The sequence below is a fragment of the Nocardioides sp. genome, assembly GCF_041913365.1.
GTDB lineage: Bacteria > Actinomycetota > Actinomycetes > Propionibacteriales > Nocardioidaceae > Nocardioides.
Window position 1 is genome coordinate 407653 of sequence record NZ_JAYSFM010000001.1, and the last position, 25397, is coordinate 433049.

Annotated in this window: 21 protein-coding genes, 1 tRNA gene and 1 other RNA gene; 16 read left to right on the plus strand and 7 right to left on the minus strand. The window is 72.6% G+C overall.

Going from position 1 to position 25397, the window contains the following annotated elements; all coding sequences use genetic code 11:
* The first annotated feature begins 2 nt into the window (after positions 1-2).
* Positions 3-1367, plus strand: coding sequence for a VWA domain-containing protein (locus tag ACE3QY_RS02080; protein ID WP_374454343.1), 1365 nt, complete (start codon positions 3-5; stop codon positions 1365-1367).
* Here ACE3QY_RS02080 and ACE3QY_RS02085 read toward each other — a convergent pair.
* From ACE3QY_RS02085 to ACE3QY_RS02095, 3 genes are all read right to left on the minus strand, one after another.
* Positions 1364-2692 (minus strand): hypothetical protein, encoded by a 1329-nt coding sequence (locus ACE3QY_RS02085; protein ID WP_374454344.1) that lies wholly within the window; start codon positions 2690-2692, stop codon positions 1364-1366. The genes ACE3QY_RS02080 and ACE3QY_RS02085 overlap by 4 nt on opposite strands.
* Before the next feature lie 70 nt (positions 2693-2762).
* Positions 2763-3698: a hypothetical protein gene (locus tag ACE3QY_RS02090; RefSeq protein WP_374454345.1), complete on the minus strand. Its 936-nt coding sequence runs from the start codon at positions 3696-3698 to the stop codon at positions 2763-2765.
* 1 nt (position 3699) lies between these two features.
* A complete protein-coding gene (locus ACE3QY_RS02095) occupies positions 3700-4119 on the minus strand; it encodes a hypothetical protein (protein WP_374454346.1) in 420 nt (139 codons plus the stop codon).
* Positions 4120-4261: 142 nt separating this feature from the next.
* Here ACE3QY_RS02095 and ACE3QY_RS02100 point away from each other — a divergent pair, with 142 nt between their 5' ends.
* Positions 4262-5779 (plus strand): potassium/proton antiporter, encoded by a 1518-nt coding sequence (locus ACE3QY_RS02100; protein WP_374454347.1) that lies wholly within the window; start codon positions 4262-4264, stop codon positions 5777-5779.
* A 10-nt stretch (positions 5780-5789) separates the two neighbouring features.
* Here ACE3QY_RS02100 and ACE3QY_RS02105 read toward each other — a convergent pair whose 3' ends face one another.
* Together ACE3QY_RS02105 and ACE3QY_RS02110 are read right to left on the minus strand one after the other, a co-directional pair.
* Positions 5790-6293, minus strand: coding sequence for a LytR C-terminal domain-containing protein (locus tag ACE3QY_RS02105; RefSeq protein ID WP_374454348.1), 504 nt, complete (start codon positions 6291-6293; stop codon positions 5790-5792).
* Complete coding sequence (locus ACE3QY_RS02110) at positions 6290-6589, minus strand: type II toxin-antitoxin system VapB family antitoxin (protein WP_374454349.1); 300 nt, start codon at positions 6587-6589, stop codon at positions 6290-6292. The genes ACE3QY_RS02105 and ACE3QY_RS02110 overlap by 4 nt, the downstream gene beginning before the upstream one ends.
* 57 nt (positions 6590-6646) lie before the next feature.
* On the opposite strand from ACE3QY_RS02110, the gene ACE3QY_RS02115 reads away from it, so the two are divergent.
* Positions 6647-8236, plus strand: coding sequence for a helicase HerA-like domain-containing protein (locus ACE3QY_RS02115; RefSeq protein ID WP_374454350.1), 1590 nt, complete (start codon positions 6647-6649; stop codon positions 8234-8236).
* A 70-nt stretch (positions 8237-8306) separates the two neighbouring features.
* Here the strand turns inward: ACE3QY_RS02115 and eccCa are convergent, their stop codons facing one another.
* On the minus strand, positions 8307-12308 hold the full coding sequence (eccCa, locus tag ACE3QY_RS02120; RefSeq protein ID WP_374454351.1) for a type VII secretion protein EccCa: 4002 nt from the start codon (positions 12306-12308) through the stop codon (positions 8307-8309).
* A gap of 122 nt (positions 12309-12430) precedes the next feature.
* On the opposite strand from eccCa, the gene ACE3QY_RS02125 reads away from it, so the two are divergent.
* The 8 genes from ACE3QY_RS02125 (at position 12431) to ACE3QY_RS02160 (ending at position 21221) form a co-directional block, all read left to right on the plus strand.
* Positions 12431-13810 carry a hypothetical protein gene (locus tag ACE3QY_RS02125; protein WP_374454352.1) on the plus strand — a complete coding sequence of 460 codons (1380 nt, stop codon included), beginning with the start codon at positions 12431-12433 and terminating at the stop codon, positions 13808-13810.
* Positions 13811-13947: 137 nt separating this feature from the next.
* On the plus strand, positions 13948-14259 hold the full coding sequence (locus tag ACE3QY_RS02130) for a WXG100 family type VII secretion target (protein ID WP_374454353.1): 312 nt from the start codon (positions 13948-13950) through the stop codon (positions 14257-14259).
* A gap of 36 nt (positions 14260-14295) precedes the next feature.
* Entirely contained in the window at positions 14296-14586 is a 291-nt protein-coding gene (locus tag ACE3QY_RS02135) for a WXG100 family type VII secretion target (protein WP_374454354.1), read from the plus strand.
* A gap of 126 nt (positions 14587-14712) precedes the next feature.
* Positions 14713-16095 (plus strand): type VII secretion integral membrane protein EccD, encoded by a 1383-nt coding sequence (gene eccD, locus ACE3QY_RS02140; RefSeq protein WP_374454355.1) that lies wholly within the window; start codon positions 14713-14715, stop codon positions 16093-16095.
* Between the two features lie 3 nt (positions 16096-16098).
* Positions 16099-17514 (plus strand): type VII secretion protein EccB, encoded by a 1416-nt coding sequence (locus tag ACE3QY_RS02145; protein ID WP_374454356.1) that lies wholly within the window; start codon positions 16099-16101, stop codon positions 17512-17514.
* Positions 17514-18755, plus strand: a complete 1242-nt coding sequence (locus ACE3QY_RS02150) for a S8 family serine peptidase (protein ID WP_374454357.1) — start codon at positions 17514-17516, stop codon at positions 18753-18755. The genes ACE3QY_RS02145 and ACE3QY_RS02150 overlap by 1 nt, the downstream gene beginning before the upstream one ends.
* A 64-nt stretch (positions 18756-18819) precedes the next feature.
* The gene (locus ACE3QY_RS02155; protein WP_374454358.1) at positions 18820-19887 is read left to right on the plus strand and encodes a sugar phosphate nucleotidyltransferase; all 1068 of its coding nucleotides are present in this window, start codon (positions 18820-18822) and stop codon (positions 19885-19887) included.
* 32 nt (positions 19888-19919) lie between these two features.
* Entirely contained in the window at positions 19920-21221 is a 1302-nt protein-coding gene (locus tag ACE3QY_RS02160; RefSeq protein WP_374454359.1) for a UDP-N-acetyl glucosamine 2-epimerase, read from the plus strand.
* 60 nt (positions 21222-21281) lie between these two features.
* On the opposite strand, the gene ACE3QY_RS02165 is transcribed toward ACE3QY_RS02160, so the two are convergent.
* Positions 21282-21370 (minus strand) — tRNA-Ser (locus ACE3QY_RS02165).
* A 107-nt stretch (positions 21371-21477) separates the two neighbouring features.
* Here ACE3QY_RS02165 and ffs point away from each other — a divergent pair.
* The 5 genes from ffs to ACE3QY_RS02190 all read left to right on the plus strand — a co-directional run bounded on the left by ffs (position 21478) and on the right by ACE3QY_RS02190 (position 25386).
* Positions 21478-21567: signal recognition particle sRNA small type (gene ffs / locus ACE3QY_RS02170), an RNA gene on the plus strand.
* A 67-nt stretch (positions 21568-21634) separates the two neighbouring features.
* Entirely contained in the window at positions 21635-23764 is a 2130-nt protein-coding gene (locus tag ACE3QY_RS02175) for a DNA polymerase III subunit gamma and tau (protein WP_374454360.1), read from the plus strand.
* 54 nt (positions 23765-23818) lie between these two features.
* Positions 23819-24202 (plus strand): YbaB/EbfC family nucleoid-associated protein, encoded by a 384-nt coding sequence (locus tag ACE3QY_RS02180; protein ID WP_374454361.1) that lies wholly within the window; start codon positions 23819-23821, stop codon positions 24200-24202.
* Positions 24203-24211: 9 nt separating this feature from the next.
* Positions 24212-24808: a recombination mediator RecR gene (recR, locus tag ACE3QY_RS02185; protein WP_374454362.1), complete on the plus strand. Its 597-nt coding sequence runs from the start codon at positions 24212-24214 to the stop codon at positions 24806-24808.
* Positions 24805-25386 carry a DUF5063 domain-containing protein gene (locus tag ACE3QY_RS02190; protein ID WP_374454363.1) on the plus strand — a complete coding sequence of 194 codons (582 nt, stop codon included), beginning with the start codon at positions 24805-24807 and terminating at the stop codon, positions 25384-25386. Before recR ends, ACE3QY_RS02190 begins: the two co-directional genes overlap by 4 nt.
* Positions 25387-25397 lie beyond the last annotated feature (11 nt).

The following is a 25397-nucleotide window of genomic DNA, read 5'->3' on the forward strand; positions in this document are numbered from 1 at the left end:
CGATGAGCCTGCTCGACACCCACATCGGCTTCGTGGAGGCACTGCGCTCCGCGGGCCTCTCGGTGTCGCTGGCGGAGGGCCTCGACGCGATCAGCGCACTGGAGAAGGTGCGGTGGCACGACCGCGAGACCGTGCGGGCGGCGTACGCCGCGACGCTCGTGAAGCGGCAGCCGCAGCGGGTCACCTTCGACGCGGTCTTCGACATCTACTACCCGCGGTTGATCGGAGGTGGCGTCGCCGGTGAGGACACCGTCCCGACGCAGGGCGTGCGCGACTCGGGGCTCGAGCTCGAGCGCTTCCGCGAGGCGCTGGCCGAGGCGCTCGCCGCCGGTGACCAGCAGGCATTGCAGGACCTTGCAGTCGAGGCGGTGGCGCGGTTCGGCGCGATGCCCGGGCGCGGGCCGGGGCTGTCGAGCTGGTCGGCGTACACCTCGCTCCAGCGCGTGTCCCCGTCCGAGCTGATGGACCGCCTCGTGCAGGGGCTGCTCGCCGAGGGCCTCGACGACCAGCAGGCGCAGCGCGCGGCCGGCCGCCGGATCGGCGACTTCACCCGGATGGTCGAGGGCGACGCGCGGCGCCGCATCGCGGAGGAGAAGGGGCCCGAGCACGTCGTAGACGTGACCGTGCGGCCCACCATCGACCGGCTCGACTTCACCGCCGCCCGGCGCAGCGACCTCGACGAGATGCGGCGCGAGATCTATCCCTTGGCCCGGCGCCTGGCGGCCAGGCTCACCAAGGAGCAGCACGCGCGGCGGCGCGGCCCCCTCGACGTACGCCGCACGGTGCGCGCGTCGATCGCCACGGGCGGGGTGCCGCTGACCACGATCCACAAGCCCAAGCGGCCGCACCGCACCGACCTCGTCGTGCTCTGCGACGTGAGCGGGTCGGTGGCCAACTTCGCGCAGTTCACCCTGCTCCTGGTGTACGCGCTGCGCGAGGCGTTCAGCGGCGTGCGGGCATTCACGTTCGTCGACGACGTGGTCGAGGTCAGCGACCGGTTCCAGCCCGGCGCGGACGTGGTCGAGGTGATGGAGGGCCTGGCGGCGAGCATCTCGCACGCCGCACTGTGGGGCCGGACCAACTACGGGCGGGCGCTGACCCGATTCGCCGAGGACCACGGCGACGCGATCGGTCCGAAGTCATCGCTGCTCGTCCTGGGCGACGCGCGGTCCAACTACAGCGACCTCGCCCTGCCCGTGCTCGCCGACCTGGCCGGCCGGGCCCGCCACGCCTGGTGGCTCAACCCCGAGCACCCGCGCCACTGGGGCACGGGCGACAGCGCCGCCGACAAGTACGGCGAGGTCGTGCCGATGACCGAGTGCCGCAACCTCGCCCAGCTGGGCGAGTTCGTGCATGGAATTGTCTAGCCGGCGAGGAAGCCGAGGTCCTGGAGGCGGGTGATCTCCGCCCGGACCTCCGGGTGCTCGGCGCTGTCGGCGGCGCGGGCGCCCTCGACGTACACGCTGGTGCCCTCGCCGTCGCGGCCGTCGAAGACGACCGTGAGCCGGTTGGGGATCGAGGCGTTGATCAGCGAGCCGAGCAGGGCGACGGGGTCGGAGCGGTCCTCCAGCGACAGGACGCGAGTCTCGCCGGGGATCCGCGGCACCTGCGCCGACGGTGCTCCTGCGGTGACGACCTGGTCGACGACGAAGCGCGTCGAGCTCGCGGTGGCGGCGATCTCGGCCGCGATGGCGCCGCCGGCGGCGGAACCGACGAGCATGACGCGGGCGTCGTCCTCGGTGACGGCCTTCTCGATGGCCCGGACGACCTTGCTCGCGGACGTCGTCGGGTCGGCGCCGACGAGCCTGAGCCGGCCGTTCTCGGGACCGAGGTTGCCGGGGAGGTAGGCGATGTATCGGCCGGCGCCGACGCGCTGGACGCTGATCCTGCGGTCCTCGGCGAGCAGGTTGGCCATCAGCTCCTCGAGCGAGCGGGGCGCATGTCCCTCACCGGTGTCGGCCTCGGCCTCGGGGTGCTCGACCTCGACGAACGATCCCGCGGAGTCGCGGAAGGCCGCCACGGCGTCGGTCGGGAACGGCTCGACGCCGATGGCACGCAGCCCGCCACGCGCGGCGTGCGCTCCCTGGTCGGTGGCCAGCACGCCGGCGGTGAGCAGCGAGCGCATGTGCAGGCCGTCGAGCAGCCCACCGCCCCCGGAGAGGTGGTCCATCAGCTCGGGGTTGTTCTCGGCGAGCTCGTTGAGGTAGGCCGTGACGCCGTCGCGGTCCATCGCGTCGGTCTCGATGAGGCCGGCGCTGACGATCGCGCCGCCGAGCGCCACCTCGGGCGCGAGGTAGCCGATGGCGCGCCCGGCGATCGAGCCGAGCGTCTTGTAGGCGGCCTGCTGGAGCTCGTCGATCCAGCGGTAGGTCAGCACGGTTGCTCGTACGACGAGCGCGTCGGCGTCGAGCTCGACCGAGCGGGTCAGCAGGCCGTTCTTGCCCGTGGTGGCGGCCCGGATGTCCTCCTCGGCCTGGCCCCAGGTGGCCCGGGACAGCTCGCCGGAGTCGGCGACGTCGTCGTCGGAGAGGATCTCCGACCCGAGGCGGGCGCGGGTGCGCATCTCGTTGCCGGAGGAGTCGAAGAGGTCGGCCAGCGCCAGCATCTGGTCGTACTTGTCCGCGGTGACCGACGCCGAGGAGGCCTCGGGGGTCTCGTCGCCGTGGGTGCGGGGGATCTCGAGGTCGCTCATGTCGGGGTCCCTGCGGCGTTGTCGGACGGAGGAGCGTAGCGGGGGAGGGCGAGAACGTCGTGGGGTGGCTTCATGTCGTGGTCACCTGGGCCAGTACGGGGGCGAGCTCGGTCGCCAGGTCGTCGGGGTCGACGCGGCCCACGGCGACGCGGGCGCCGTCGTCGTGGCGCGGGGTCAGCGAGTGCCAGCCGTCGCGCAGCAGCACCCACGACACCACGCCCACAGCGGTCGTGGCGCGCTCGGCCACCTCGGCGGCGAGGATGCGGAGGCGGCCCCGGCTCTCGGTGTGGACGGCGGAGACGGAGGCGGCGGCCTCGGCGGCGCCGAGCGGCTCCCCGTCGGCGAGCACGTCGCCGTCGGCCTGACCGATCAGCACGGGGACGAGGTCGGAGCGCCCGGAGCGCAAGGCCTCGCCGATCGCGTCGGCGAGCGCGTAGGGGACGTCGAGGTGGGCGGGCACGTGGGAGGTGCCGAGCGGCACGTCCTCGGGGACCGCGGTGACCCGCGCGAGCTCGACGGTCCACTGGTCGGCGGGGAACCACGCGAGCTCGAAGACGATGCCGTCGCACGTCGACAGGCTCGCGACTGCGCCGCCGCTGTGGCGGTGCCAGGCCTTCACCTGGGTGTCACCGGCGGCGACGTCGATGTCGAGGGCGAGCCGCGGCGTGGCGAGCAGCCCCACGGCCCCGACGATGCCGGGGTCGGCGCCCTCGTCGGTGAGCAGGCCTCGTCGACGCAGGGTGTCGTGCGGGTCGTGCAGCGTGCCGATCGCGTCGGTGTAGGCGGAGTCCTCCACTGAGCCGCGGCTCTGGCCGAGCCGACCGGAGAGCGAGCCGGCGCCGGTCGCGGGCGCGTCGCCGGTGGCGAGGTCGAACGGCAGGGGCGCCCCGCCCGCGAGCTCGGCGACGAGGCGCAGCTCGGGCAGGGTCAGGGCGAGGCGGCGGGCCATCCCGTCGAGGAAGCTCGCCGGGGGAGTGGGCGGGGTGGTCAGGTCGATGGTCACCATGTCAGAGCCCCGGCAGGTCGACGGTCAGCCAGTCCTTGTGACCGGCGGGGGGAGGGTCGAACGCCAGCAGCGGCGCGTCGGTCGCGTCGGGCTGGCCGTCCTCGGCCTCGCTCGCTCGCGTGCGGGCGTCCTCGACGAGGGTGGTGGCCTTGTGGGAGCGCACCTCGATGGCCTCCTTGAGGGAGTCGACCTCGGTGAGGTGCTTGGCCAGCGACTCGGCGGCGGTCTCGTGCTGGGCGGCGGCGGCCCGGAGGTGGCTCGCGCGCTCCTTGATCCGCTCGCGCATCGCGTCGGCGGCCTTGCCGTGCCACGGCACGGCCTCGGCCTGGGAGACGAGTCGTGCGGCGAGGGCCCGGATGTCGCCGCTCTGCTCGCGCAGCTGGGCGACGCGCTTGCGGCCCGCGGCGGTGTCGCCGTACATCGATCACTCCCTCTCGTCGGCGGACGCCTACCCGTGGCGAGGGCCGTCCAAACGTGCTCCGACGAACGATTCTGGCACTACGGCACCGATAGGATCGCGCCACGACCAGCCCCGTCTCCAAGCCCGATGGCACGAGGTGTGCATGACATTCGACGTCCACCAGCTCGACGCGTTCGTGCTGGTCGGCGCGGTCGTGACGTTGGCGGCGATCCTGGCGGTCCGGGTCTCGGCGGGAGCCGGCCTCCCTTCGCTGCTGATCTACCTCTTCATCGGAGTGCTGCTCGGCGAGGGTGGCCCGTTCGCGATCCCGTTCGACGACGCCCAGCTGGCCCACGCGCTCGGCTTCGGTGCGCTCGCGATCATCCTGGCCGAAGGTGGTCTGACGACCGACTGGCGGCAGATGAGGTCGAGCATCCGCCTCGGGATCTCGTTGGCCACCCTGGGGGTCGCAGTGTCGGTGGCCGTGGTGGCGGTCGGCACCCACTACCTCCTGGGCCTGCCGTGGGAGCTGGCTGTCCTGCTGGGTGCGGTGTGCTCGCCGACCGACGCGGCCGCGGTGTTCTCGGTGCTGCGCGTCGTGCCGCTGCCCAAGCGCCTGACCGGTGCCCTGGAGGCCGAGTCCGGACTCAACGACGCGCCGACGGTCGTCCTCGTCGGCATCATCTCGACTGGTGCCGTCGGCGAGGCCGGCCTGTTCGAGGTCGCCGGCACGATCGTCTTCGAGCTGGTGGCCGGCGGCCTCATCGGCGCCGCCTGCGGCTTCGCCGGCGCGTGGCTGATGCGGCGCGTCGCCCTGCCGTCCTCGGGCCTGTACCCGCTCGCGGTCATGTGCCTCGCCTTCCTGGCGTACGGCGCCGCGGCCGCGGTGCACGCGTCCGGCTTCGCCGCGATCTACGTCGCCGCGCTGATCCTCGGCAACAGCGAGCTCCCGCACCGTGTCGCCACCCGGTCCTTCGCCGAGGGCGTCGCGTGGCTGGCACAGATCGGGCTGTTCGTGATGCTCGGCCTGCTGCTCTCGCCGGGCCGCATCGACCTCGACACCGTGGTGGACGCGCTCGTGACCGGCCTGGTGCTGACGTTCGTGGCACGCCCCCTCTCGGTCCTCGTCAGCACCGTCGTGCAGCGCATGGGTGCCCGCGACATGGTCTTCATCTCCTGGGCCGGCCTGCGCGGCGCGGTGCCCATCGTCCTCGCCACCATCCCGCTCGCCGGGGGCGTCGAGGGCGCCGACCACCTCTTCGACATCGTCTTCGTGATGGTCGTGGTCTACACGCTGCTCACCGGACCGACCCTGCCGTGGGTGGCGCGGCTGCTCGGGGTGGCGCTGCGCTCCGAGCCGCGCGGCCTCGACGTGGAGGCCGCCCCGCTGGAGCGGGTCGCGGCCGACCTCCTCCAGGTGACGATCGCACCGAGGTCGAAGATGCACGGGGTCGAGGTGGGGGAGCTGCGGCTGCCGCAGGGCGCGTCGGTCTCGCTGGTGATCCGGGCGGGAGACGTGCTCGTGCCCGAGCGGCGTACGGTCCTGCGCGCGGGCGACGACCTCGTGGTGGTCACGCCGCGCAAGCTGCGTGAGGCCACCGAGACCCGGCTGCGCCAGGTGTCGGAGAACGGCCGCCTCGCCCAGTGGCTCGGGGACCCGTCGCGGCGCGAGCGCGACTGAACCGGCCGGCCTACTCCGAGCCGGTCGCCTTGCAGATGCTGGCGTCGGACTCGGCCACGACGGACTCGACCTGCTTCTTGCGCAGGGAGGTGAACTTCTCCCCGACCACGACGACGACACCGACCCCGAGGGGGTCGCCGGGCACGACCTCGGCTCCCTTGAACTGCCTCTGGACGAGCTGCACCGCGGGGTTGGTGGGGTCGAAGCTCCAGATCTGGGTGGTCGCGGCGGGCTGCGGCGAGTCGCCGACCTCGCCGGCGACGAAGCCGCGCTCCTCGAGCTGGGCGCTCGTCGCCCCCGCCAGGCCGCTGCGTCCGCTGCCGTTGAAGACGCTCACCACGACCTGGTCGCGGCGCACCTCGCTGCCGGCGGCGACCGGCGCGTTCTCGCAGATCGGCACCGGCTCGTCCTCGGGGAACGGCTCGGTGAAGGCCGACCAGCCCCAGAGACTGGCGGCGACGACGAGCAGGGCCAGGAAGCCGAGGGTCAGCGCGGAGCGCAGGGCCCCGCTCATGCGTCGCCGGCCTGGTGGACGCGCGCGTGCAGCACGCTGCGCTGCTGGAGGGCGGCGCGCAGCGCGCGGTGCAGGCCGTCCTCGAGGTAGAGGTCGCCGCGCCACTGCACGACGTGCGCGAAGAGGTCGCCGTAGAACGTGGAGTCCTCGTCGAGCAGGGCGTCGAGCTGCAGCGTGTCCTTGGTGGTCACCAGCTCGTCGAGCCGCACCTGGCGTGGGGGCAGGTCGGCCCACTCGCGCGAGGTCAGTCCGTGGTCGGGGTAGGGCCGGCCGACGCCCACCCGCTTGAAGATCACGCTGGGATCATAACGACGCCCTCGTCGGCACCCGCTCCGCTGACTAGGCTCGCCCGCATGACCGACTCCCCAGAGACGACCCCCGAGCCGGCAGCACCGGCGGACCCGATCTCCGCGGCGGTCGCGCCGGGCTACCAGTTCGAGGGTCCGGCCCTCGAGCTCGGCGGGCTGATGCTCGATGCCGACGACCTCAGCGACGTCCACATCAAGATCCCGCTCGGCATGCTCAACCGGCACGGCCTGGTCGCCGGTGCGACGGGCACCGGCAAGACCAAGACGCTGCAGCTGCTGGCCGAGCAGCTCAGCGCCAACGGCGTACCCGTCTTCGCGGCCGACATCAAGGGCGACCTGTCCGGCCTGAGCGTCCCCGGTGAGGCGAGCGACAAGCTGACCGCCCGCACCGCGAGCGTCGGCCAGCAGTGGACTGCGACCGGCTTCCCCACGGAGTTCTACGCGATCGGCGGCCAGGGCATCGGCGTGCCCGTCCGCGTGACGATGACGGCGTTCGGCCCGACCCTGCTCGCCAAGGTGCTCGGCCTCAACGAGACCCAGGAGTCCTCGCTCGGCCTGGTCTTCTACTACTGCGACAAGCAGGGGCTGCCGCTGCTCGACCTCGCCGACCTCCGCGCGGTGCTGCAGTACCTCACCGGCGACGAGGCCGGGAAGGCCGAGCTCAAGCAGATCGGCGGGCTCTCGCCGCAGACGGCCGGGGTGATCCTGCGCGAGCTGATCTCCTTCGAGGCCCAGGGTGCGGACGTGTTCTTCGGCGAGCCGGAGTTCGAGACCAAGGACTTCCTGCGCCTCACCGACGACGGGCGCGGGGTGATCAGCCTGCTCGAGCTGCCCAACCTGCAGGACCGCCCGGCGCTCTTCTCGACCTTCCTCATGTGGCTGCTCGCGGACCTCTTCCACGACCTGCCCGAGGAGGGCGACCTCGACAAGCCCAAGCTGGTGTTCTTCTTCGACGAGGCGCACCTGCTCTTCAACGACGCCTCCGACGCGTTCCTCGACCAGATCGCCCAGACCGTGCGGCTGATCCGCTCCAAGGGGGTCGGCGTCTTCTTCGTGACGCAGTCCCCGACCGACGTGCCCGACGAGGTGCTCGCGCAGCTCGGCTCGCGCGTCCAGCACCAGCTCCGCGCGCACACGCCCAACGACGCCAAGGCGCTCAAGGCGACCGTGAACACCTACCCCAACAGCGCGTACGACGACCTGGGCGAGGTCATCACGTCGCTGGGGATCGGCGAGGCCGTGGTCACCGTGATGAACGAGCGCGGTGCCCCGACCCCGGTGGCGTGGACGCGCCTCCGCGCGCCGGAGTCGCTGATGGACGCCGCCGAGACCTCGGCGATGGAGGCCACCGTCAAGGCCTCGCCGCTGACGACGAAGTACGCCGAGTCGATCGACCGCGAGTCCGCCCGCGAGCTGCTGGCCAAAAAGCTCGAGGAGGGCGCGCGGAAGGCGGCCGAGGACGCCCGGGTCAAGGAGATGGCCCGCGAGCAGAAGAACGAGCGCGTCACCAAGAAGGCGGAGAAGGAGGAGGACTCCATGGTCGAGACCGTGGTGAAGTCCTCCGCCTTCAAGGACTTCATGCGCACCGCCGCCCGCGAGATCGCCCGGGGGATGTTCAACAGCGGGAGAAGGTAAGGCGGTCGCTCGGATCGCCCCAAGCGCCTCAGCTCCGGCGCCGAGCACGCGCGAGCGGAGCGAGCGCCATCTACATCGTGGGGTCCATCCAGGCCAGCTGGGCGGTCTGGGTGCCGCCGTCGCGGGTGACGACGCGGGCGCGGCCGGCGGGGGCGGGCTGGGGGCGGAGGTTGCCGATGAGCACGCCCTCGTCGCGCGGGCCGGAGAGCATCACGCCGGGCATGGCGAGGTCGCGCAGCGACTGGATGACCGGCTCGTAGAGCGCGCGCGATGCACCACCCGTACGCCGTGCGACCACGATGTGGAGGCCGACGTCACGCGCCTGCGCCATCAGCGGCTGCAGCGAGGAGACGGGCGAGGACTGCTGCGTGGCGACGAGGTCGTAGTCGTCGACCACCACGAAGACCTCGGCGCCCGTCCACCACGACCGGCTGCGGAGCTGGTCGGGGGTGACGTCGGGCCCGGGGATGCGTCCCTCGAGGTAGGTCGCGATGTCCTTCAGTGTCGGGGTGGCCTGCGTCGCGGAGGTGAGGTAGTTGAGCAGGTACTCGTCGGGCACCTCGCCGAGCAGCGAGCGCCGGTAGTCGACGAGGACGATCTGCGCCTCCTTCGGGGTGCGGGTGCGCATGATCTCGTGGACGTACGCCCGCAGCAACGCGCTCTTGCCCGACTGCCCGTCGCCGAAGACGAGCATGTGCGGCTCGGCGTCGACGTCGAGGCCGATCGGGGCGAGCTCCTTCTCGTTGATGCCGAGCAGGATCCGCTTCTCCGGCAGCTGCCGTCGGACGGCGTCCTCGCGGATCGCATCGAGGGTGACCAGCTCCGGGAGCAGGCGGAGCTTGGGTCCCTGCGGGCCCTTCCACGCCGCGGCCATCCGGTCGATGAGGTCGTCGACGCCGTCGCCGAGGGTGTCGGGGTTGCCGTCGCCGTCGATGCGCGGCAGCGCACCGAGGAAGTGCAGCTTGGACGGCACCAGGCCGCGACCGGGCCGGCCGACCGGCACCAGCGCGGCGACCTTGCGGTCGACCTCGGAGTCGAGCGGGTCGCCGAGGCGCAGCTCGAGCTTGGACCCGAAGACGTCGCGCATCGCCGCGCGGAAGTCGGCCCACCGGGTCGACGCGGTGACGATGTGGAGGCCGAAGGTCAGGCCGCGCGCGGCGAGCTGCTGGATCTCCATCTCGAGGTCGTCGAACTCCGCGCGCAGCGTGCTCCAGCCGTCGATGACCAGGAACACGTCGCCCCAGCCGTCGTCGGCGCGGCCCTGGGCGCGACGCGAGCGGTAGGTCTCGATCGAGTCGATGCCGTTCTCGCGGAAGTAGGCCTCCCGGCGGTCGACGATGCCCTCGACCTCCGCCATCACGCGGCGTACCACGTCGGGCTCGGAGCGCGTCGCGACACCCGAGACGTGCGGCAGCCGGGTCATCGGGGCGAACGCGCCGCCACCGAAGTCGAGGACGAAGAACTGCGACTCCAGCGGAGTCGTCACCAGCGCCATGCTGGTCACGATGCTGCGCAGGAGCGTGCTCTTGCCCGAGCGCGGGCCACCGACGACGGCCACGTGGCCGGCCGCGCCGGTGAGGTTCAGCGTCATCGTGTCGCGGCGCTGCTCGCGCGGCCGGTCGACGGTGCCGAGCGGGATGACCAGGCCGGGCACGTTGCGCCACTGCGGCGAGGTGAGACCGAGGTCGGGGCTCTCGACCAGGTCGGGCATGAGCTCGTCGAGCGTGTCCGGCACGTCGAGCGGCGGCAGCCAGACCTGGTGCGCCTCCGGGCCCTTGCCGATCATCCGCTGCACGGCGATGTCGAGCAGCGACGGCTGCTCGCCCTGCTGCTGGGGCTGCGGCGTGGCGACCTCGGCGTTCTCCTCGGTGAGCGTGTCGAGCGCCTGCACCTCGGAGATGGTGAACGGCAGGATCCCGCGGATCGCCCCGCCCTCGTCGCGGGTGACGCGGGTGCGGCTCGACGGGGGCCCGGAGACGTACGCCGCCTTGAAGCGCAGCAGCGTGGACTGGTCGGGCTTGAGGTAGCCCAGGCCGGGGACGGCGGGCAGCTCGTAGGCGTCCGGCACGCCGAGCACCGCGCGCGACTCACCGGCGGAGAAGGTGCGGAGGCCGACCCGGTAGGAGAGGTGCGACTCCAGGCCGCGCAGGCGTCCCTCCTCCAGGCGCTGCGAGGCGAGCAGCAGGTGCAGGCCGAGCGAGCGGCCGAGGCGGCCGATGGCGACGAACAGGTCGATGAACTCGGGCTTGGCCGAGAGCATCTCGGAGAACTCGTCGACGACGATGAACAGCGACGGCATCGGCTCGAGCGGCTCGCCGTTGGCGCGGGCCTTCTCGTAGTCGCGGACCGAGGCGTAGTTGCCGGCGTCGCGCAGCAGCTCCTGGCGGCGGGTCATCTCGCCGGACAGGGCGTCCTGCATGCGGTCGACGAGGGTGAGCTCGTTGGCGAGGTTGGTGATCACGGCCGAGACGTGCGGCATGCCGGCCATCCCGGCGAACGTCGCACCACCCTTGAAGTCGACCAGCACGAGGTTGAGCTGCTCGGAGGAGTGCGTCATCACCAGGCCGAGCACGAGGGTCCGCAGGAACTCCGACTTGCCCGAGCCGGTCGCGCCGATCACCAGGCCGTGCGGGCCCATGCCCTGCTGGGCGGACTCCTTGATGTCGAGGTGGATCAGGCCGCCGGAGTCGCCGATGCCGATCGGCACGCGCAGCCGGTCGCGCGCCGGTCGTGGACGCCAGGCGGTCGCCGGGTCGTAGGCGAAGATGTCGCCGAGGCCCAGCAGGTCCATGTGGTCGGGCGTGGTCGAGGTGATGTCGACCGTGCCGCCGGCCGACGACGCCTCCGCGCTCGCCGTCTTCAGCGGCGCGATGCGACGGGCGTACGCCTCCGCGGTGGCGATGTCGCACTGGTCGGCGAGCGCCTTCACGGGCTCGCCGCGCAGCCGCAGGGCACGGACGGGGCGCTTGCCGAGCTCGTCGGGGCCGTCGACGAACTCCAGCCGCAGGCGGGTCGAGTCCTCGAGCTCGTCCCAGCGGGCGGGCAGGTCGAGCAGCGTCACGCCGTGGAGGCCGTCGGGCGGCACGATGTGGTTGCCGGGCGGCAGGTGGCCGCCGTCGATGACGAGCAGGATGTGCGGCGTCGCGGCTCGCTCGTCGGCGCCGAAGCGGGGACGGTCGCTGAGGTCGGGCGGCAGCAGGTTGCCCAGGTCGTCGAGCGAGGTGGCGACCATCCGCATCGGGCCGACGGCGTCGGCCTCGCGGACGCTCTGTGCGTGGGGCAGCCACTTCACCCAGTCCCAGTGCGTGAGGTTCTGCTCCGAGCTCAGCACCGCCACGATCAGCTGGTCGGGGTTCTGGAAGGCCGTGGCCGAGCAGATCATCGCCCGCGCGGTGGAGCGGACCTCCTCGGCGTCGCCGCACAGCTCGATCCGGTCGAAGGCGCGCAGGTCGATCGACGCCGGCAGGTTGGGCTGGAGCCGGTGCACGACGAGCAGCCGGTGCAGCGCCGACGCCGCGGCCGGGTCGACCTGGTCGACCGGCGCGCTCTCCGGCGGCACCAGCTCGAGCGACAGCGGCTGCGAGCACAGGCCGTAGCGCACGTGCAGGAAGTTGTCGTCGGTGCCGGTGTGCTCCCACAACCGGGTGCGGTCCTCGGCGAGCGCGGGGAGTGCGGCGGGCTCGGGGTGGTGCCAGTTGAGCGCGCGACGCTGCTGGTCGGCGGCCTCGCGGGCGACCTTGCGGATGTTGCCGAGGTAGCGGAGGTACTCGGTGCGCGAGCCGGTGACCTGCTGCGCGCGCTGCTTCCGCTGCCGGTCGATCTGCACCACGATGAAGCCGAGCGTGGCGAAGAGGAACATGCCGGCCGCGAGGAAGCTGCGGCCCTTGTTCGCGCCGCCCATCGTGGCCACGAGCACGATCGAGCCGAGGCTGCCGAGCATCGGGATGGCGTTCATCAGCACGCCGCCGGCGCCCTCGCCCTCCTGGAGCTCCGGGGGTGGCTGGAGGACGATCTGCCCGCCCGGCATCTCGGGTTCGTCGAGCCTCTGCCCGCCCCGCAGTGTCGTGCTCACGCATCCCCCGTTGCCTCGCCCGATGAAGTCGCGACGATGATAGGTGCGCCTCCCGCGCAGCCGCACCTGCGACTACCCTCCAGCGGAGAAGCGCCCGCCCGATGCACGCGAAGGGGGAATCCGTGTCGGACGTCGCGATGCCCAGCCCCGCTGGCGCGACCATCGCCGTGAGCGTGCACGGCCCCGCCGGCGTGCTCGACCTCGTCGTGCCCACCGGCGCCACGTCGGTCGACGTCGCCCGGGAGTACGCCAAGCAGGCCGCGGAGGCGGGCGAGGCCGCCGCCATCCCACTGCTGCAGACCGCGCTCGGTGAGCGGCTCAACGCGGCCGTCTCCCTCGGTGAGGCCGGGATCCAGGCCGGCGACGTGCTGGTCGCGACCGCCGGCGTGCACCGACCCCGCAAGCAGACCCTGCGCGAGGCGGCCAAGAACGCCCCCGAGAGCCCCGCCCTCGCCTCGATGATCGCCACGATCGCCGCGCTCGCCGCCGTGCTCGCCGGGTGGTACGCCGGTCGCGCCGGGGAGGACGTGGTCCGCACCGTCACCGTCGGGGTGCTGCTCGCCTGCTCGCTCGTCGGGGTCCTCCCCATCGGCCGGCACACCCGACAGCGGGCCGCCGCCGCCCCGGCGTTCGCGGCTGCCGCCGCGTTCGCCGCCCTCTACGAGCCGGGCGTGCACCTGCTCCCGGCGATCCTCGGCGCCGCCGCGATCGCGGCAGCGGTCGTCGCGGGCATCGGTCGCGCGCTGTCCGTGGGCACCGACGAGGTGAGCACCGTGTGGATCGTCAGCGGCCTCACCGTCTTCGCCTGCTGCGCGCTCACCGCGCTGCTGGGCTGGGACGCCCGCATCACCTGGACGCTGCTGGTCTTCCTCTCGATGATGGCGGCCCGCTTCGCTCCGTCGCTCGCCGTCGACGTGCCCGACGAGGCGCTGCTCGACCTCGACCGCCTCGCGGTGACGGCCTGGTCGGCGCGCGACAGCCACCGCGGCGGTCGGCGTGGCCGGATCGTGGTGGCGGCCGATGCGATGGAGCGGCTCGTCCACCGCGCCTCCCGGCTCGTCACCGGGGCCGCCGTCGCGATCCTGGTGACGGTGGTCGTCGCCAGCCCGCTGCTGCTGCACGCCGCGCACATCGACCTCGACCGGATCGGGGCGCGCTGCCTGGTCCTCTTCGCCGGCTGCTCGCTGCTCCTCGCGGCCCGGTCCTACCGCCACGCGGCAGCGCGGGTCCTGCTCCGGCTCGCCGGGCTGGGCGCGCTCGCGGCCCTCGCCGTGCACCTCGTGGTCGGCCCGGGTGCGGGCCACCTCGACACCTTCTTCTACGTCGCCGTCGGCCTCGGGGTCGTCGCGCTGGCCGCGGCCGTCGCCACCGGGCGGGGCTGGCGCTCGGTGTGGTGGTCCCGCCGCGCCGAGGTCGCGGAGTCCTTCTGCGGAAGCTTCGCCTTCGCCGCGGCGGTCGTCGCAGCGGGTGTCTTCCGCAGGCTGTGGGAAATGACGTCGTGAGGTTTAGCCCCGAATCGCTCGGGTAGATGCCTCGTCAGCACGGGGGGTCGGGACGTCTCCCCGAGCACCGGATCACCACCCAGCACCAACACACCAAGTAACTCGGTCGGTTCGGCCGCCGAGGGAGAAGGATCGACATGAGCGACATGTACGGCCAGACAGAGAAGGCCCTCTCCAAGGGCGCTGACTTCGTCGACCAGGCCCGCGGCGACGTCAAGAACAAGTGCGGCGTCCTGTCCGGCAACATCCAGACGATGATGGGTGGATGGGGCGGCCAGGGTGCCACCGCGTTCAACAACCTGATGATCGCCTGGGACCAGAAGCAGGAGACCATCCTCAAGGCCCTCGACCAGCTCTCCGCGTCGATGAAGGAGACCGAGCGCGACAACGTCTCCACCGACGAGAGCCAGTCCGCCGCCCACGTCAACCTGCAGGGCCGTCTCGGCTGACCGGCCGACACAGACTTCGAGATCTAGGAGATCGCCATGACTTTCGACGGAATCAAGGTCCAGCACGGCCACCTCGACGCCGGTGCCGCCGACGTGATGAAGGCCGCCAAGGACATCGAGGCCCGCCTCGACCAGCTCGAGAACGAGCTCAACCCCCTCAAGTCGGACTGGAACGGTAACGCCAAGATGGCCTACGACCAGGCCAAGGCCAAGTGGGACCAGGCGATGACCGAGATGACCCTGCTGCTCCAGCAGGCCAGCCAGGGCGTCGACTCGTCCAACGCCGAGTACCGGGCTGCCGACGCTCGCGGTGCCAACCGCTTCTGAGCGCCGCGCCGGCTCTTCGAGGCCGGTCGTCCCTCCGGGACGGCCGGCCTCGGCCATGTCCGGGGGAGTCCGTCATCTAGGCTGCCCCCCGTCCACGCACGTCCAGGACTTTCAGGGGGAACGCCAATGAGTCAGGGGTCCTCGGTCGCCTCGGGCCTGGTCCGCGTGACCATCGCCTCGGGGTCGCGTCGCGTCGACCTGGTGCTGCCGGGCTCGATCCCGGTCGCCGAGCTGGTGCCCGAGCTCGCCCGCTCCGTGGGCCTGCTCGACGCCTCGACGGTCTACGGCGGCTACCGCCTGGTGACCCAGGAGGGTCGGGTCTTGGCCAACGACGCCGGGCTCACCATGCAGGGCATCGAGGACGGCGGCCTGCTCACCGTCACCGCGGGTGTCGACGACCCCGCCCCCCGCGTGTACGACGACGTGGTCGAGGCGATGGCCGACGTCGTGGAGAACGAGCTGAAGCCGTGGGAGCCCGCGGCCGGGCGGCGTACGGCACTGGGCGCGGGCAGCATCCTGCTCGGCCTGGGCGCGCTCGCGCTGCTGCTCCAGGGCGAGAGCGTCCTGGGCGGGGTGGCCGCCGCGGTGATCGCGGGCCTGCTGGTCGTCGGCGGCATCGTGCTCGCCCGGGCCCAGCGCGAGCCCGAGGCGGGGGTGGCCGTCTCGTTGCTCGCTGCGCTCTACGCCGCGGTCGCCGGCCTGCTGCTCGCCCCGGGCGACCTCCCCGAGTGGGGCTGGCCGCTCGACGACGCCTTCTTCACCGACCCCCTCCTCTTCGCCGGCCTCGGCGTGCTCGCCGCCGGCCTCGTCGCCGTGGTCGGCCTGCAGGACGGCCGCCCGCTGGTGATCCCGGCGATCGTCGTCGGTGCGGTCCTGGTGGCCAGCTCGGTGCTGATCCGCGTGGCCTCGCTCGAGCCGGGCGTCGTCTTCACCGTGCTGATGACCCTGGTGGTGCTGGCCGGCAGCATCTTCCCGTGGATGGCGCTCGGCGTCACCGGCACGAAGGTCGACCAGCTCTACTCCCTGCACGACATCACCGCCGACCCCGAGGACATCGACCCCGACGAGGTGGCCGACGACGCCCGGGTCGGCCACGAGATCCTGCTGGCCGTGTCGGCGACCGTCGGCACCCTGCTCGTCCTCTTCGCCCCGTTCGCGGTGGACCGGGGTGTCTTCGGCACGGTCCTCGCCGCGGTCTGCTGCCTCGCGGTCATGTTCCGCACCCGCCAGTACCGCACCGGTGCCGAGGTGCTGGCCGGCCTGACCTCCGGCATCCTCGGCCTGGTCTCCGTGGCCGTCTCGATGCTCCTGATCCACGACGGCTGGCGGGCCGGCGCGGCGATCGGCCTGGCCGGCGTCGGCGCCGTGCTCCTCGCGCTGACCCTCGTGCCTGCCTCGGCCTCCGTCCGGCGCGGCCGGATGGGCGACATCGTCGAGACGGTCACCCTGATCGCGCTGCTGCCGCTGATGGTGCTCGCGGCGGGCTTCGTCTCCGCGGTGGCGGGCTGATCGATGGCCACCAAGAAGGACCTCGTCGAGGCCCACGCGTTCAGCCGGCGCCGCCTGGTGACGGCGTTCGTGTCGGGCGCGCCCGGTGGCCGCGAGGTCGAGCCGGTGCGTCCGGGCCGCGTGCTGATCGGCGGCATCGCCCTGTCGGTGCTGCTGCTCGCGGGCGCGGCCATCGCCGGCTTCCTCCTCGGGCGGCCCCCCGCCCAGTGGCTGGAGACCGGCAGCTTCGTGATCTCCAAGGACACCGGTGAGCAGTACGTCGTGCTCCGCGGCGGGGACGACCCGCTGCTCCAGCGGGTGCCCAACTACGTCTCGGCCCAGCTGCTCCTCGGCAAGCCCGACCTGACCCCCTTCACCGTCCGCGACAAGTACATCCGGACCGTCCAGCTCGGCGAGGACCTCGGCATCGAGGGCGCGCCCGCCGGGCTGCCGTCCGCCGACGAGCTGGTCGACGACGGCTGGACTGCGTGCACGGGCAGCGACGTCGGCATCAAGCTGGCGGTCCAGAAGCGACCGAGCGTCGAGGACCTCGTCGGGTCGGCGTTCCTGGTCTCCAGCGGCGGGGAGCAGTGGCTGATCGCGACGGCACCGCCGGTGGGCAGCCAGCAGGGCAGCGCCTTCCGCCTCCCGATGCCGGCCGACGCGACCGCGGCCTCGACGCTCGGCAACAAGCTCGGCTTCGGCGCCACGCCCGTCGAGGTCGACGAGGAGTGGCTCAACCTCTTCCAGCTCGGCGCACCGCTCGAGGCCGACTCCTACGGCATCGACGACGAGGGGCAGCCGGTGCCCTACGCCGACACCCGTGCCGACCTGTCCCGCTTCCGGGTGGGCGACCTGCTGCAGTCGAGCGCCGGCACCTACTACCTGCTCGGCGACGAGAAGCCGCAGCGGCTCAGCGACTTCGCCGGGCTGGTCTATGACGTCGTAGGCACCCCGGTCACCCAGGTCGACGACGACCTGTTCGCCGACTTCGGCGACCCGACCTATCCCGCCGAGTGGCCGTCCGCCGTCCCGGCCGCGCTTCCCGGTGGGGCGATGTGCGCCGTGCTGCACCCCGCTGCCGACGGCGACGCCGCGGTGAGCCTGGCGACCAACCCGACGGGCGCCGCCGACCCGTCCGAGACCGACCCCGGGCGGCACGACGTCGACGTCGAGCCGAGCGCCGGCGCCTACGTCATGTCGGGCTCGGGTGAGGCGGCCGACGAGGGCACCCGCTACGTCGTCGACACCAAGGGCGAGAAGTACCTTCTGGTCGGCCCGCAGGTGCCCGGCTACATCGGCTACGCCGACGTCGAGCCGCCGCTGGTGCCGAGCGCCTGGCTGGAGTTCTTCCAGTCAGGAGTGCCGCTGTCCACCAACGCCGCACGCCGGGTGCCGGCGGACGCGCCACCGCCCGAGTCGGAAGCGGACGCCGGGTGATGTCCCACCGGCAGGGCTCGCCCCGGGTCCGTACGACGCTCGCGGCGGGTCTCCTCGCGGCCGCCGTCGTCCCGGTGTGGGCGGGTCCGGCCGCGGCCGACCACGACGCCCCCTGCTCGGTGGGCGAGGTCCCCGGGTCGGAGCAGCTGGCCGACACCCACGAGAAGGACAACGCCGCCTTCGACCGGATGCACGTCGAGCAGGCGCAGGAGCTCGCGACCGGCAAGGGGGTGAAGGTCGCGGTCATCGACAGCGGCGTGTGGTCGGTCGAGGGCATCGACCGGGTCGGCCTCGCCGCCGTCGCCGGCGCGGCCCCCAACGAGCTGCTCTCCGGCCACGGCACGATCGTCGCCGGCCTGATCGCCGGTCCGCACGGCGTCGCGCCCGACGCGCAGATCTACGACGTGAAGGTCTTCGACGCCGACGGCGCCGACACCTCGCAGGGTCAGAAGCCGCTCACCTCGGCCGGGATCGTCGCCGGCATCCAGGCCGTCATCGACGCCTATCCACGCGAGAGGTTCGACGTCGTCAACATCTCGCTCGCCGTGACCAGCCCCGACCCGGCGCTGGAGGCCGCGGTCGCCCGGCTGGTGGAGCTCCCCCTCGTGGTCGTCGCGGCGGCGGGCAACCGCGAGGAGGGCGAGGACGACGGGTTCGAGGGCACGCCCGGCAGCGACGCCGACGTCTTCCCCGCCGACTACCCGGGCGTCGTCGCGGTGAGCGCCACCCCGCCGGGCAACGACGACCCCAGCGCCGCCGTCGTACCCAACATGGACACCGACGTGGCGGCACCCACCCTGGGCGCGATCTCCGCCAACGCGACCGGCCAGGTCTGCGTGGTGGGCGAGGTCGCCACGTCGTGGGCCGCCGCCGAGGTCAGCGGGCTGTTCGCGCTGCTGCGCGAGCGCTTCCCGCGCGAGACCCCGCAGCAGCTGGTCGCCCGGCTGCAGGCCACCACGGAGGGTGCGGGCGCGGGTCCCGACGGCCAGGTCGACAACCCCTGGACCGGCGCGGGCGTGGTGCAGGCGCACGACGCCCTCACCCGCCAGGTGGAGGTCGGCCGCAAGGGCAAGGTCGAGACCACCGTCGCCGAGACCCACGCCGACTCGCAGGCGCCACCCCCGCCCGAGCAGGTCGACCTGTTCGGCACGCCGCGCGCGATGCTCCTGTGGTCGGGACTGGTCGCGGGGTCGCTGCTCGCGCTGGCGTTCATGCTCCGCCCGCTCCTGCGGCGTTCGTGACGTCCGATCCGCGCCTTGCGACGTTGGCCCCTCGACCGCGAAGCGGACATGATGGAATCGACCCATGACTGACACCTCGGACGAGCCGGTCGCCGTCATCCTGGCCGGCGGCCAGGGGTCACGACTGTGGCCGATCAGCCGGGACCGTCGTCCCAAGCAGTTCCAGCCGGTGGTGGGCGGTCGTCCGCTGCTGACCGGCACGATCGAGCGGCTCACCGAGATCGTCGACCCGTCGCGGATCCACGTCTCGACCCGCGCCCGCTTCGCCGACGCCGCCCGCGCGACGCTGGGCCCGGTCCCGGCGGAGAACCTGATCCTCGAGGAGGACCCGGCGGGGCCGGCGACCGCCTTCGCGCTGGGCATCGCCACGCTCGCCCACAAGTACGGCAACGCGCCGGCGCTGATCGCGCCGTCCGACCACCTCATCACCGAGGACGAGGCGTTCAACCAGGCCTCCCGCGACATGCTCGCCCAGCTCGCCACCAGCCCGGAGTCGATGGTGGTGCTCGGTGCCGAGCCCACCGGCTTCGACGGCAGCCTCGGCTACATCCACACCAAGGGCGAGGGCGGACCCGTCGAGGTGATCACCAGCTTCTTCGAGAAGCCCGACCCGGCGACCATCGACGAGCTCGGCGACGACGGATCCCTCTACTGGAACACCGCCTGCTACGGCGTACGCGTCCAGCAGGCGTGCGACGCCTACCGGGCCGCGATGCCGATCGTCTTCGACGCGATCCAGCGCTTCACCGCCGACCGTCCCGACGTGAGCGGCTACCGCGGTGCCGCGATCGGCGGCCACGAGCTCTACCCGCTCCTCGCCGCGGGGATGGAGTGCCTGGTCGTCCCGCGCCACCTCGGCTGGAGCGACATCGGCACCTGGAAGCGGCTCGAGCAGGTCCTCGCCGAGGACGACCAGGGCGCCATCGGCCCCGCCCTCCAGCTCGAGAGCGACGACGTGCTGGTCGCCAGCATGGACGGGCGGCCGGTCGTGACGCTCGGTGCCACCGGCCTGGTGGTGGTCGCCCACGAGGACGCGGTCTACGTCCTGGACAAGAAGAAGGCGCTGGACCCCGGCACCCTCGCGCACCTCCGCTCGCTGCTCGCGGCGAGCACGCGAGAAGATCTCCTCTGAACCCCCGAACCACCTGCACATCGAAGGAACCCATGTCCCACGAGAACAGCCAGCACATCGTCGTCGTCGGGACCAAGCCCGACATCATCAAGCAGGCGCCGATCTACCACGAGCTCCGCGACCGGGGTCACGACGTGGTGCTGTGCCACACCGGCCAGCACTACGACCACAACCTCTCGCAGTCGATGCTCGACGAGTTCGGCGTGCGCGAGGACATCAACCTCGAGGTGCGCGGCGGCGTCAACGACCTGGTCTCCGGCATCACGGCCAAGCTCGCGCTCTACCTGCGCGGCTTCGCCGAGCGCGGCGGCTTCCCGATCACCTACGTCCACGGTGACACCACCACCGCGATGGCGGGCTCGCTGGCGACCTTCGGCGAGCGGCAGGCGCTGGTTCACGTCGAGGCCGGCCTGCGCACGCTGTCGCCGAAGCCCGAGGTGCTCCGCGGCTGGATCGAGCAGGGCGCCGACCTGGACTGGGCGTCGTTCCGCGAGCAGTCCATCGACCGCGGCAGCTGGTCCAAGGGCAGCCGCGAGCCCTCGCCGGAGCAGTTCAACACCCGCGTCGCCGACGCCGGCTCCGACTTCCACGCCGCCCCGGTCGAGCTCAACCGCGAGTTCCTGATCGACGAGGGCTTCGCGCCCGCGGCCATCGACGTCGTCGGCAACTCGGTCGTCGACGCGCTTGAGCAGGCGATCGCCGGCAGCGACAAGAACCAGGTGCTCGAGAAGTTCCCGCAGATGGGCGACGGGTCCTTCCTGCGCTTCTGCGTCCACCGCCGCGAGAACACCACCAACCGCGACCGCTTCAACCTGCTGATGGACGCCATGGAGGCGCTGCTCGAGCAGGGCCACCACATCCTGTTCATCCGCCTGCTCGGCACCGAGTCGGCCATCGACAACTTCGGGCGCCGCCAGTGGCTGGAGGACCTCGAGGCCCGCTACGGCGACGCGCTGATCTCGACGCCGGTGTGGGACAGCTACCTCGACGTCGTCGCGGCGATGTCGATGTGCGCGGTCATCGTGACCGACTCGGGCAGCATCGTGGAGGAGGCCAACGTCCTCGAGGTGCCGTGCGTGACGCTGCGCTTCGGCTCCGACCGGTCGGAGACCTTCCTGGCCGGGAGCAACTTCCTCGCCCCGCCGGTCGACAAGGCCCTGATGACCGCGGTCATCCACAACGTCTACGAGCACCGCAAGGAGCTCGCGTGGGACCGGGTCTATCCCGAGAAGGCGTCCGCGATGCTCGTCGATGCCGTCGAGCGCCGCCTCGACGAGGGCAGCTTGCTGATCTCCGAGGAGTGGCGCTACGGGCTCAAGGCCCAGCTGCGCTGACCGGCGTACGCACTCCGGACACGACGAAGGCCCGCACCAGCAGGTGCGGGCCAACGCGCGTGGCGGAGGTAGGGGGATTCGAACCCCCGAGGGCTGTTAACCCAACCCGCTTTCCAAGCGAGCGCCATAGGCCACTAGGCGATACCTCCGCGGAGGAGAGTACCTGTCGGCTCCGTGGCCGGTGAAATCGCCCGGACGGGGTCGGTGCGGGGCCCGGTTTTGGGCCGCCGATCACGGCTCACCTAGACTCCTCCGCAACCCCCCACGCGGCGTCACCTCGCCCAATCCCCCAGGGCCGGAAGGCAGCAAGGGTCAGTGAGCTCTGACGGGTGCGTGGGGGGCCTCTGCATCTCCGGGTCCCCCGGTGGTCCCGGCCGGTGTGCAGTGTGGGTGGCCCCGGTTAGGGTTCACGCGTGGAGTCACCGCTCGCGCTCTATCGCCGCTACCGGCCCGAGACGTTCGCCGAGGTCATCGGCCAGGATCACGTCACGGAGCCGCTGCGGGCTGCGCTCGCGGCCAACCGCGTCAACCACGCGTACCTCTTCTCCGGCCCGCGCGGCTGCGGCAAGACGACCTCGGCCCGGATCCTGGCCCGCGCGCTCAACTGCGCGCAGGCGCCGACCTCCGACCCGTGCGGCGAGTGCGACAGCTGTCGCGACCTCGCCCGCGGCGGGCCTGGCTCGATCGACGTCATCGAGATCGACGCGGCCTCCCACGGAGGCGTCGACGACGCACGTGACCTGCGGGAGAAGGCGTTCTTCGCCCCGGTGCGCGACCGCTACAAGGTCTACATCATCGACGAGGCCCACATGGTCACCACGCAGGGCTTCAACGCCCTGCTCAAGCTGGTCGAGGAGCCGCCGCCCCACCTGCGGTTCATCTTCGCCACGACCGAGCCCGACAAGGTGCTGCCGACGATCCGCTCGCGCACCCACCACTACCCGTTCCGCCTGATCCCGCCGCGCCTGCTCAGCGACTACCTCTCCCAGCTCGCCGCCGAGGAGGGCGTCGCGATCGAGTCGGCCGCGCTGCCGCTCGTCGTGCGCGCGGGCGCGGGGTCGGCCCGCGACACGCTCTCGGTCCTCGACCAGCTGCTCGGTGGCGCCGGCGCCGAGGGCGTCACCCACAAGCTGGCCACCGACCTGCTCGGCTTCACGCCCGACTCGCTCCTCGACGAGGTGGTCGAGGCGTTCGCCTCGGGTGACGGTGGCGCCGTCTTCTCCGTCGTGGACAAGGTCGTCGAGACCGGCCAGGACCCCCGCCGCTTCACCGAGGACCTCCTCCGCCGCCTGCGCGACCTCGTGATCGTCACCGCGGTCCCCGATGCCCCGGCCACCGGCCTGATCGACGTCTCCGAGGACGCCGGCGAGCGGCTCGTCGCCCAGGCCGCCCGCTTCGGCGCCATCGAGCTGAGCCGGGCCGCCGACATCGTCGCCGCGGGCCTGACCGAGATGCGCGGTGCGACCGCGCCGCGGCTGCTGCTCGAGCTGCTCTGCGCCCGGGTCCTGCTGCCCGGCGCCGACCACACCTCCGACGGCGTGATGGCCCGGCTCGAGCGGCTCGAGCGCCGGCTCGACGTCACGGGCATGCCGACCGGTGCCGCGGCCGCACGCGCTGCGGCCGCGCCGCTTGCTGCCCCGCCTGCCGTTGCGCCCGCCGCTGCTCCCGCGCAAGCGGCGGCCCCGGCGGCCGAGTCCCCCGGGCCGGCTGCACCTCCGGCCGCACAGGAGGCGCCTGCCCGCGCCGACGAGCCCGCCCCGCCGCCACCCGTGCCGTCGGGCGAGCCCGCGCGCGCGGACGGCCCGCCGCCCCCGCCGCCGATGCCCACGGCCGCCCCCGCCCCGGTCGCCGAGCCCGCCCCGGTCGCCGCGGAGGCACCGGTGGCCTCCGAGCAGCCCGTCGCCGAGCAGCCTGCCGGCCCACGAGGCGGCCTCAGCCTCGTCGACGTACGCCGCCTGTGGCCCGACATCCTCGAGCAGACCAAGAACCGTCGCCGGCTGGCGTGGATGGTGCTGTCCCAGCACGCCCACGTCGTCGACGTCGACGGCACCCGCCTGACGGTCGGCTTCGCCAACTCCGGGGCCCGCGACTCCTTCGTCAACGGTGGCTGCGACGAGATCCTGCGCCAGGCCGCGATCGACGTCGTCGGGATGGACTGGCGCGTCGAGTCGATCGTGGATCCGAGCGGAGCGGCCGCGGCGCAGCCGGTGGTCCAGAAGTCCGCGACGGAGTCGCCAGACGCCCCGCCCCCGGCCCAGGACGCCCCCGAGGCGCCCCCGGCCTGGGTCACCGGTGACGCCGCGCAGCAGCCGGCCCCGCCGCCGGCGGAGCCGCCGCCCCCTGTGTCGGCCGCGCCCGCCCGCGAGGCACTGGAGGCGGCCCGCGCCGGTGGTGGCACCCCTGAGTCGTCCGAGCCGGCGCGCTCGGCCGACGACGACGTCGACCCCGACGACCCCGACGCCGAGTCGGCGGCCCTCGACACCGAGTCCCTCCTCAGCCAGACGCTCGGCGCCCGGCTGATCGAGGAGATCAAGCACGACTGACCCCCGCCGGTCCGCCCGGCTCCCTCCACCCCACCTCTCACGCGGGAGACCCCGATGACCCAGAACCCCTTCGACGCCCTCGGTGGCGGCGGCTTCGACATGAACGCCCTGCTCCAGCAGGCCCAGCAGATGCAGCAGCAGCTCGAGGAGGCGCAGGCCAACCTCGCCAAGCAGACCGTCGAGGGCACCGTCGCCGGCGGCGCGGTGACCGTCACCGCCAACGGCGTGGGCGAGCTCGTCGGCGTCTCGATCAAGGCCGGGGAGTTCGACGGCAGCGACCCCGACGACCTCTCCGACCTGTCCGACCTGATCGTCGCCGCCTACCGCGACGCCCGCGCCAAGTCCGAGGCGCTCGCCGGCGACCAGCTCGGCCCGCTGACCGACGGCCTCGGCGGTGGCGGGGCGGGCGGCGGGCTCGGCTTCCCCGGCCTGGGCTGAGGGGCTTCGTTGTACGAAGGAGTCGTCCAGGACCTGATCGACGAGCTGGGCCGCCTGCCCGGCGTCGGTCCCAAGAGCGCCCAGCGCATCGCGTTCCACCTGCTGCAGGCCGAGCCCGCCGACGTACGCCGTCTCGCCGACGTGCTGATCGAGGTCAAGGCCAAGGTGAAGTTCTGCTCGACCTGCTTCAACGTCAGCGAGGACGAGCAGTGCCGGATCTGCCGTGACGAGCGGCGCGACCCGACCGTGCTCTGCGTGGTCGAGGAGTACAAGGACGTCGTCGCGATCGAGCGCACCCGCGAGTTCCGCGGGCGCTACCACGTCCTCGGCGGCGCGATCTCGCCGATCGACGGCATCGGTCCCGACCAGCTCCACGTCAAGGAGCTCATGCCGCGCCTGGCCGACGGAGCGGTCACCGAGGTCATCCTCGCCACCGACCCCAACCTCGAGGGCGAGGCCACTGCGACGTACCTCACCCGTCTGCTCTCGCCGATGGGGTTGCGCGTGACCCGCCTGGCGAGTGGACTGCCGGTGGGCGGAGACCTGGAGTACGCCGACGAGGTGACGCTCGGACGAGCGTTCGCCGGAAGGAGATCAGCCGAATGACCGACGTCGACGAGACGAGGTTCGGCGAGCAGATCGCCGACTCCGTGGAGAGCTTCCTGCTCGCCCTGCGCGCGATCGCACGCGAGGGCAACGGTGCCCAAGCGGTCTCGCTGCTGTTGCTCGAGATCAGCCAGGTGCTCCTGGCCGGCGCCCGGCTGGGCGCCCAGAACGACTTCACCCCGCGCGAGGAGTACCAGCCCGACGTGGGGCCGGAGGCCGACATCGACGAGCTGCGGCTGCGCCTGGCCGAGATGCTCGGCGGCGTCGACGCCTACACCTTCGTCTTCGACCCCTACGTCCCCGAGGTGGTCGAGAGCCGGCTCTCCGACGACATGGCCTCGATCGCCATCGACCTCGAGAACGGCCTGCGCCACTTCCGCGCCGGCGACGTCGACGAGGCGCTGTGGTGGTGGCAGTTCTCCTACGTCAACAACTGGGGCAACCTCGCCGGCGCCGCGCTCAACGCGCTGCTGACCGTCGTCGCGCACGACCGCTTCGACACCGACTTCGAGGCCGACGCGGAGGCCCTGGCCGTCGCGGATGAGATGCTCGAGAGCGCACCGGGCACCCAGCCGTAGAATCGACTGCG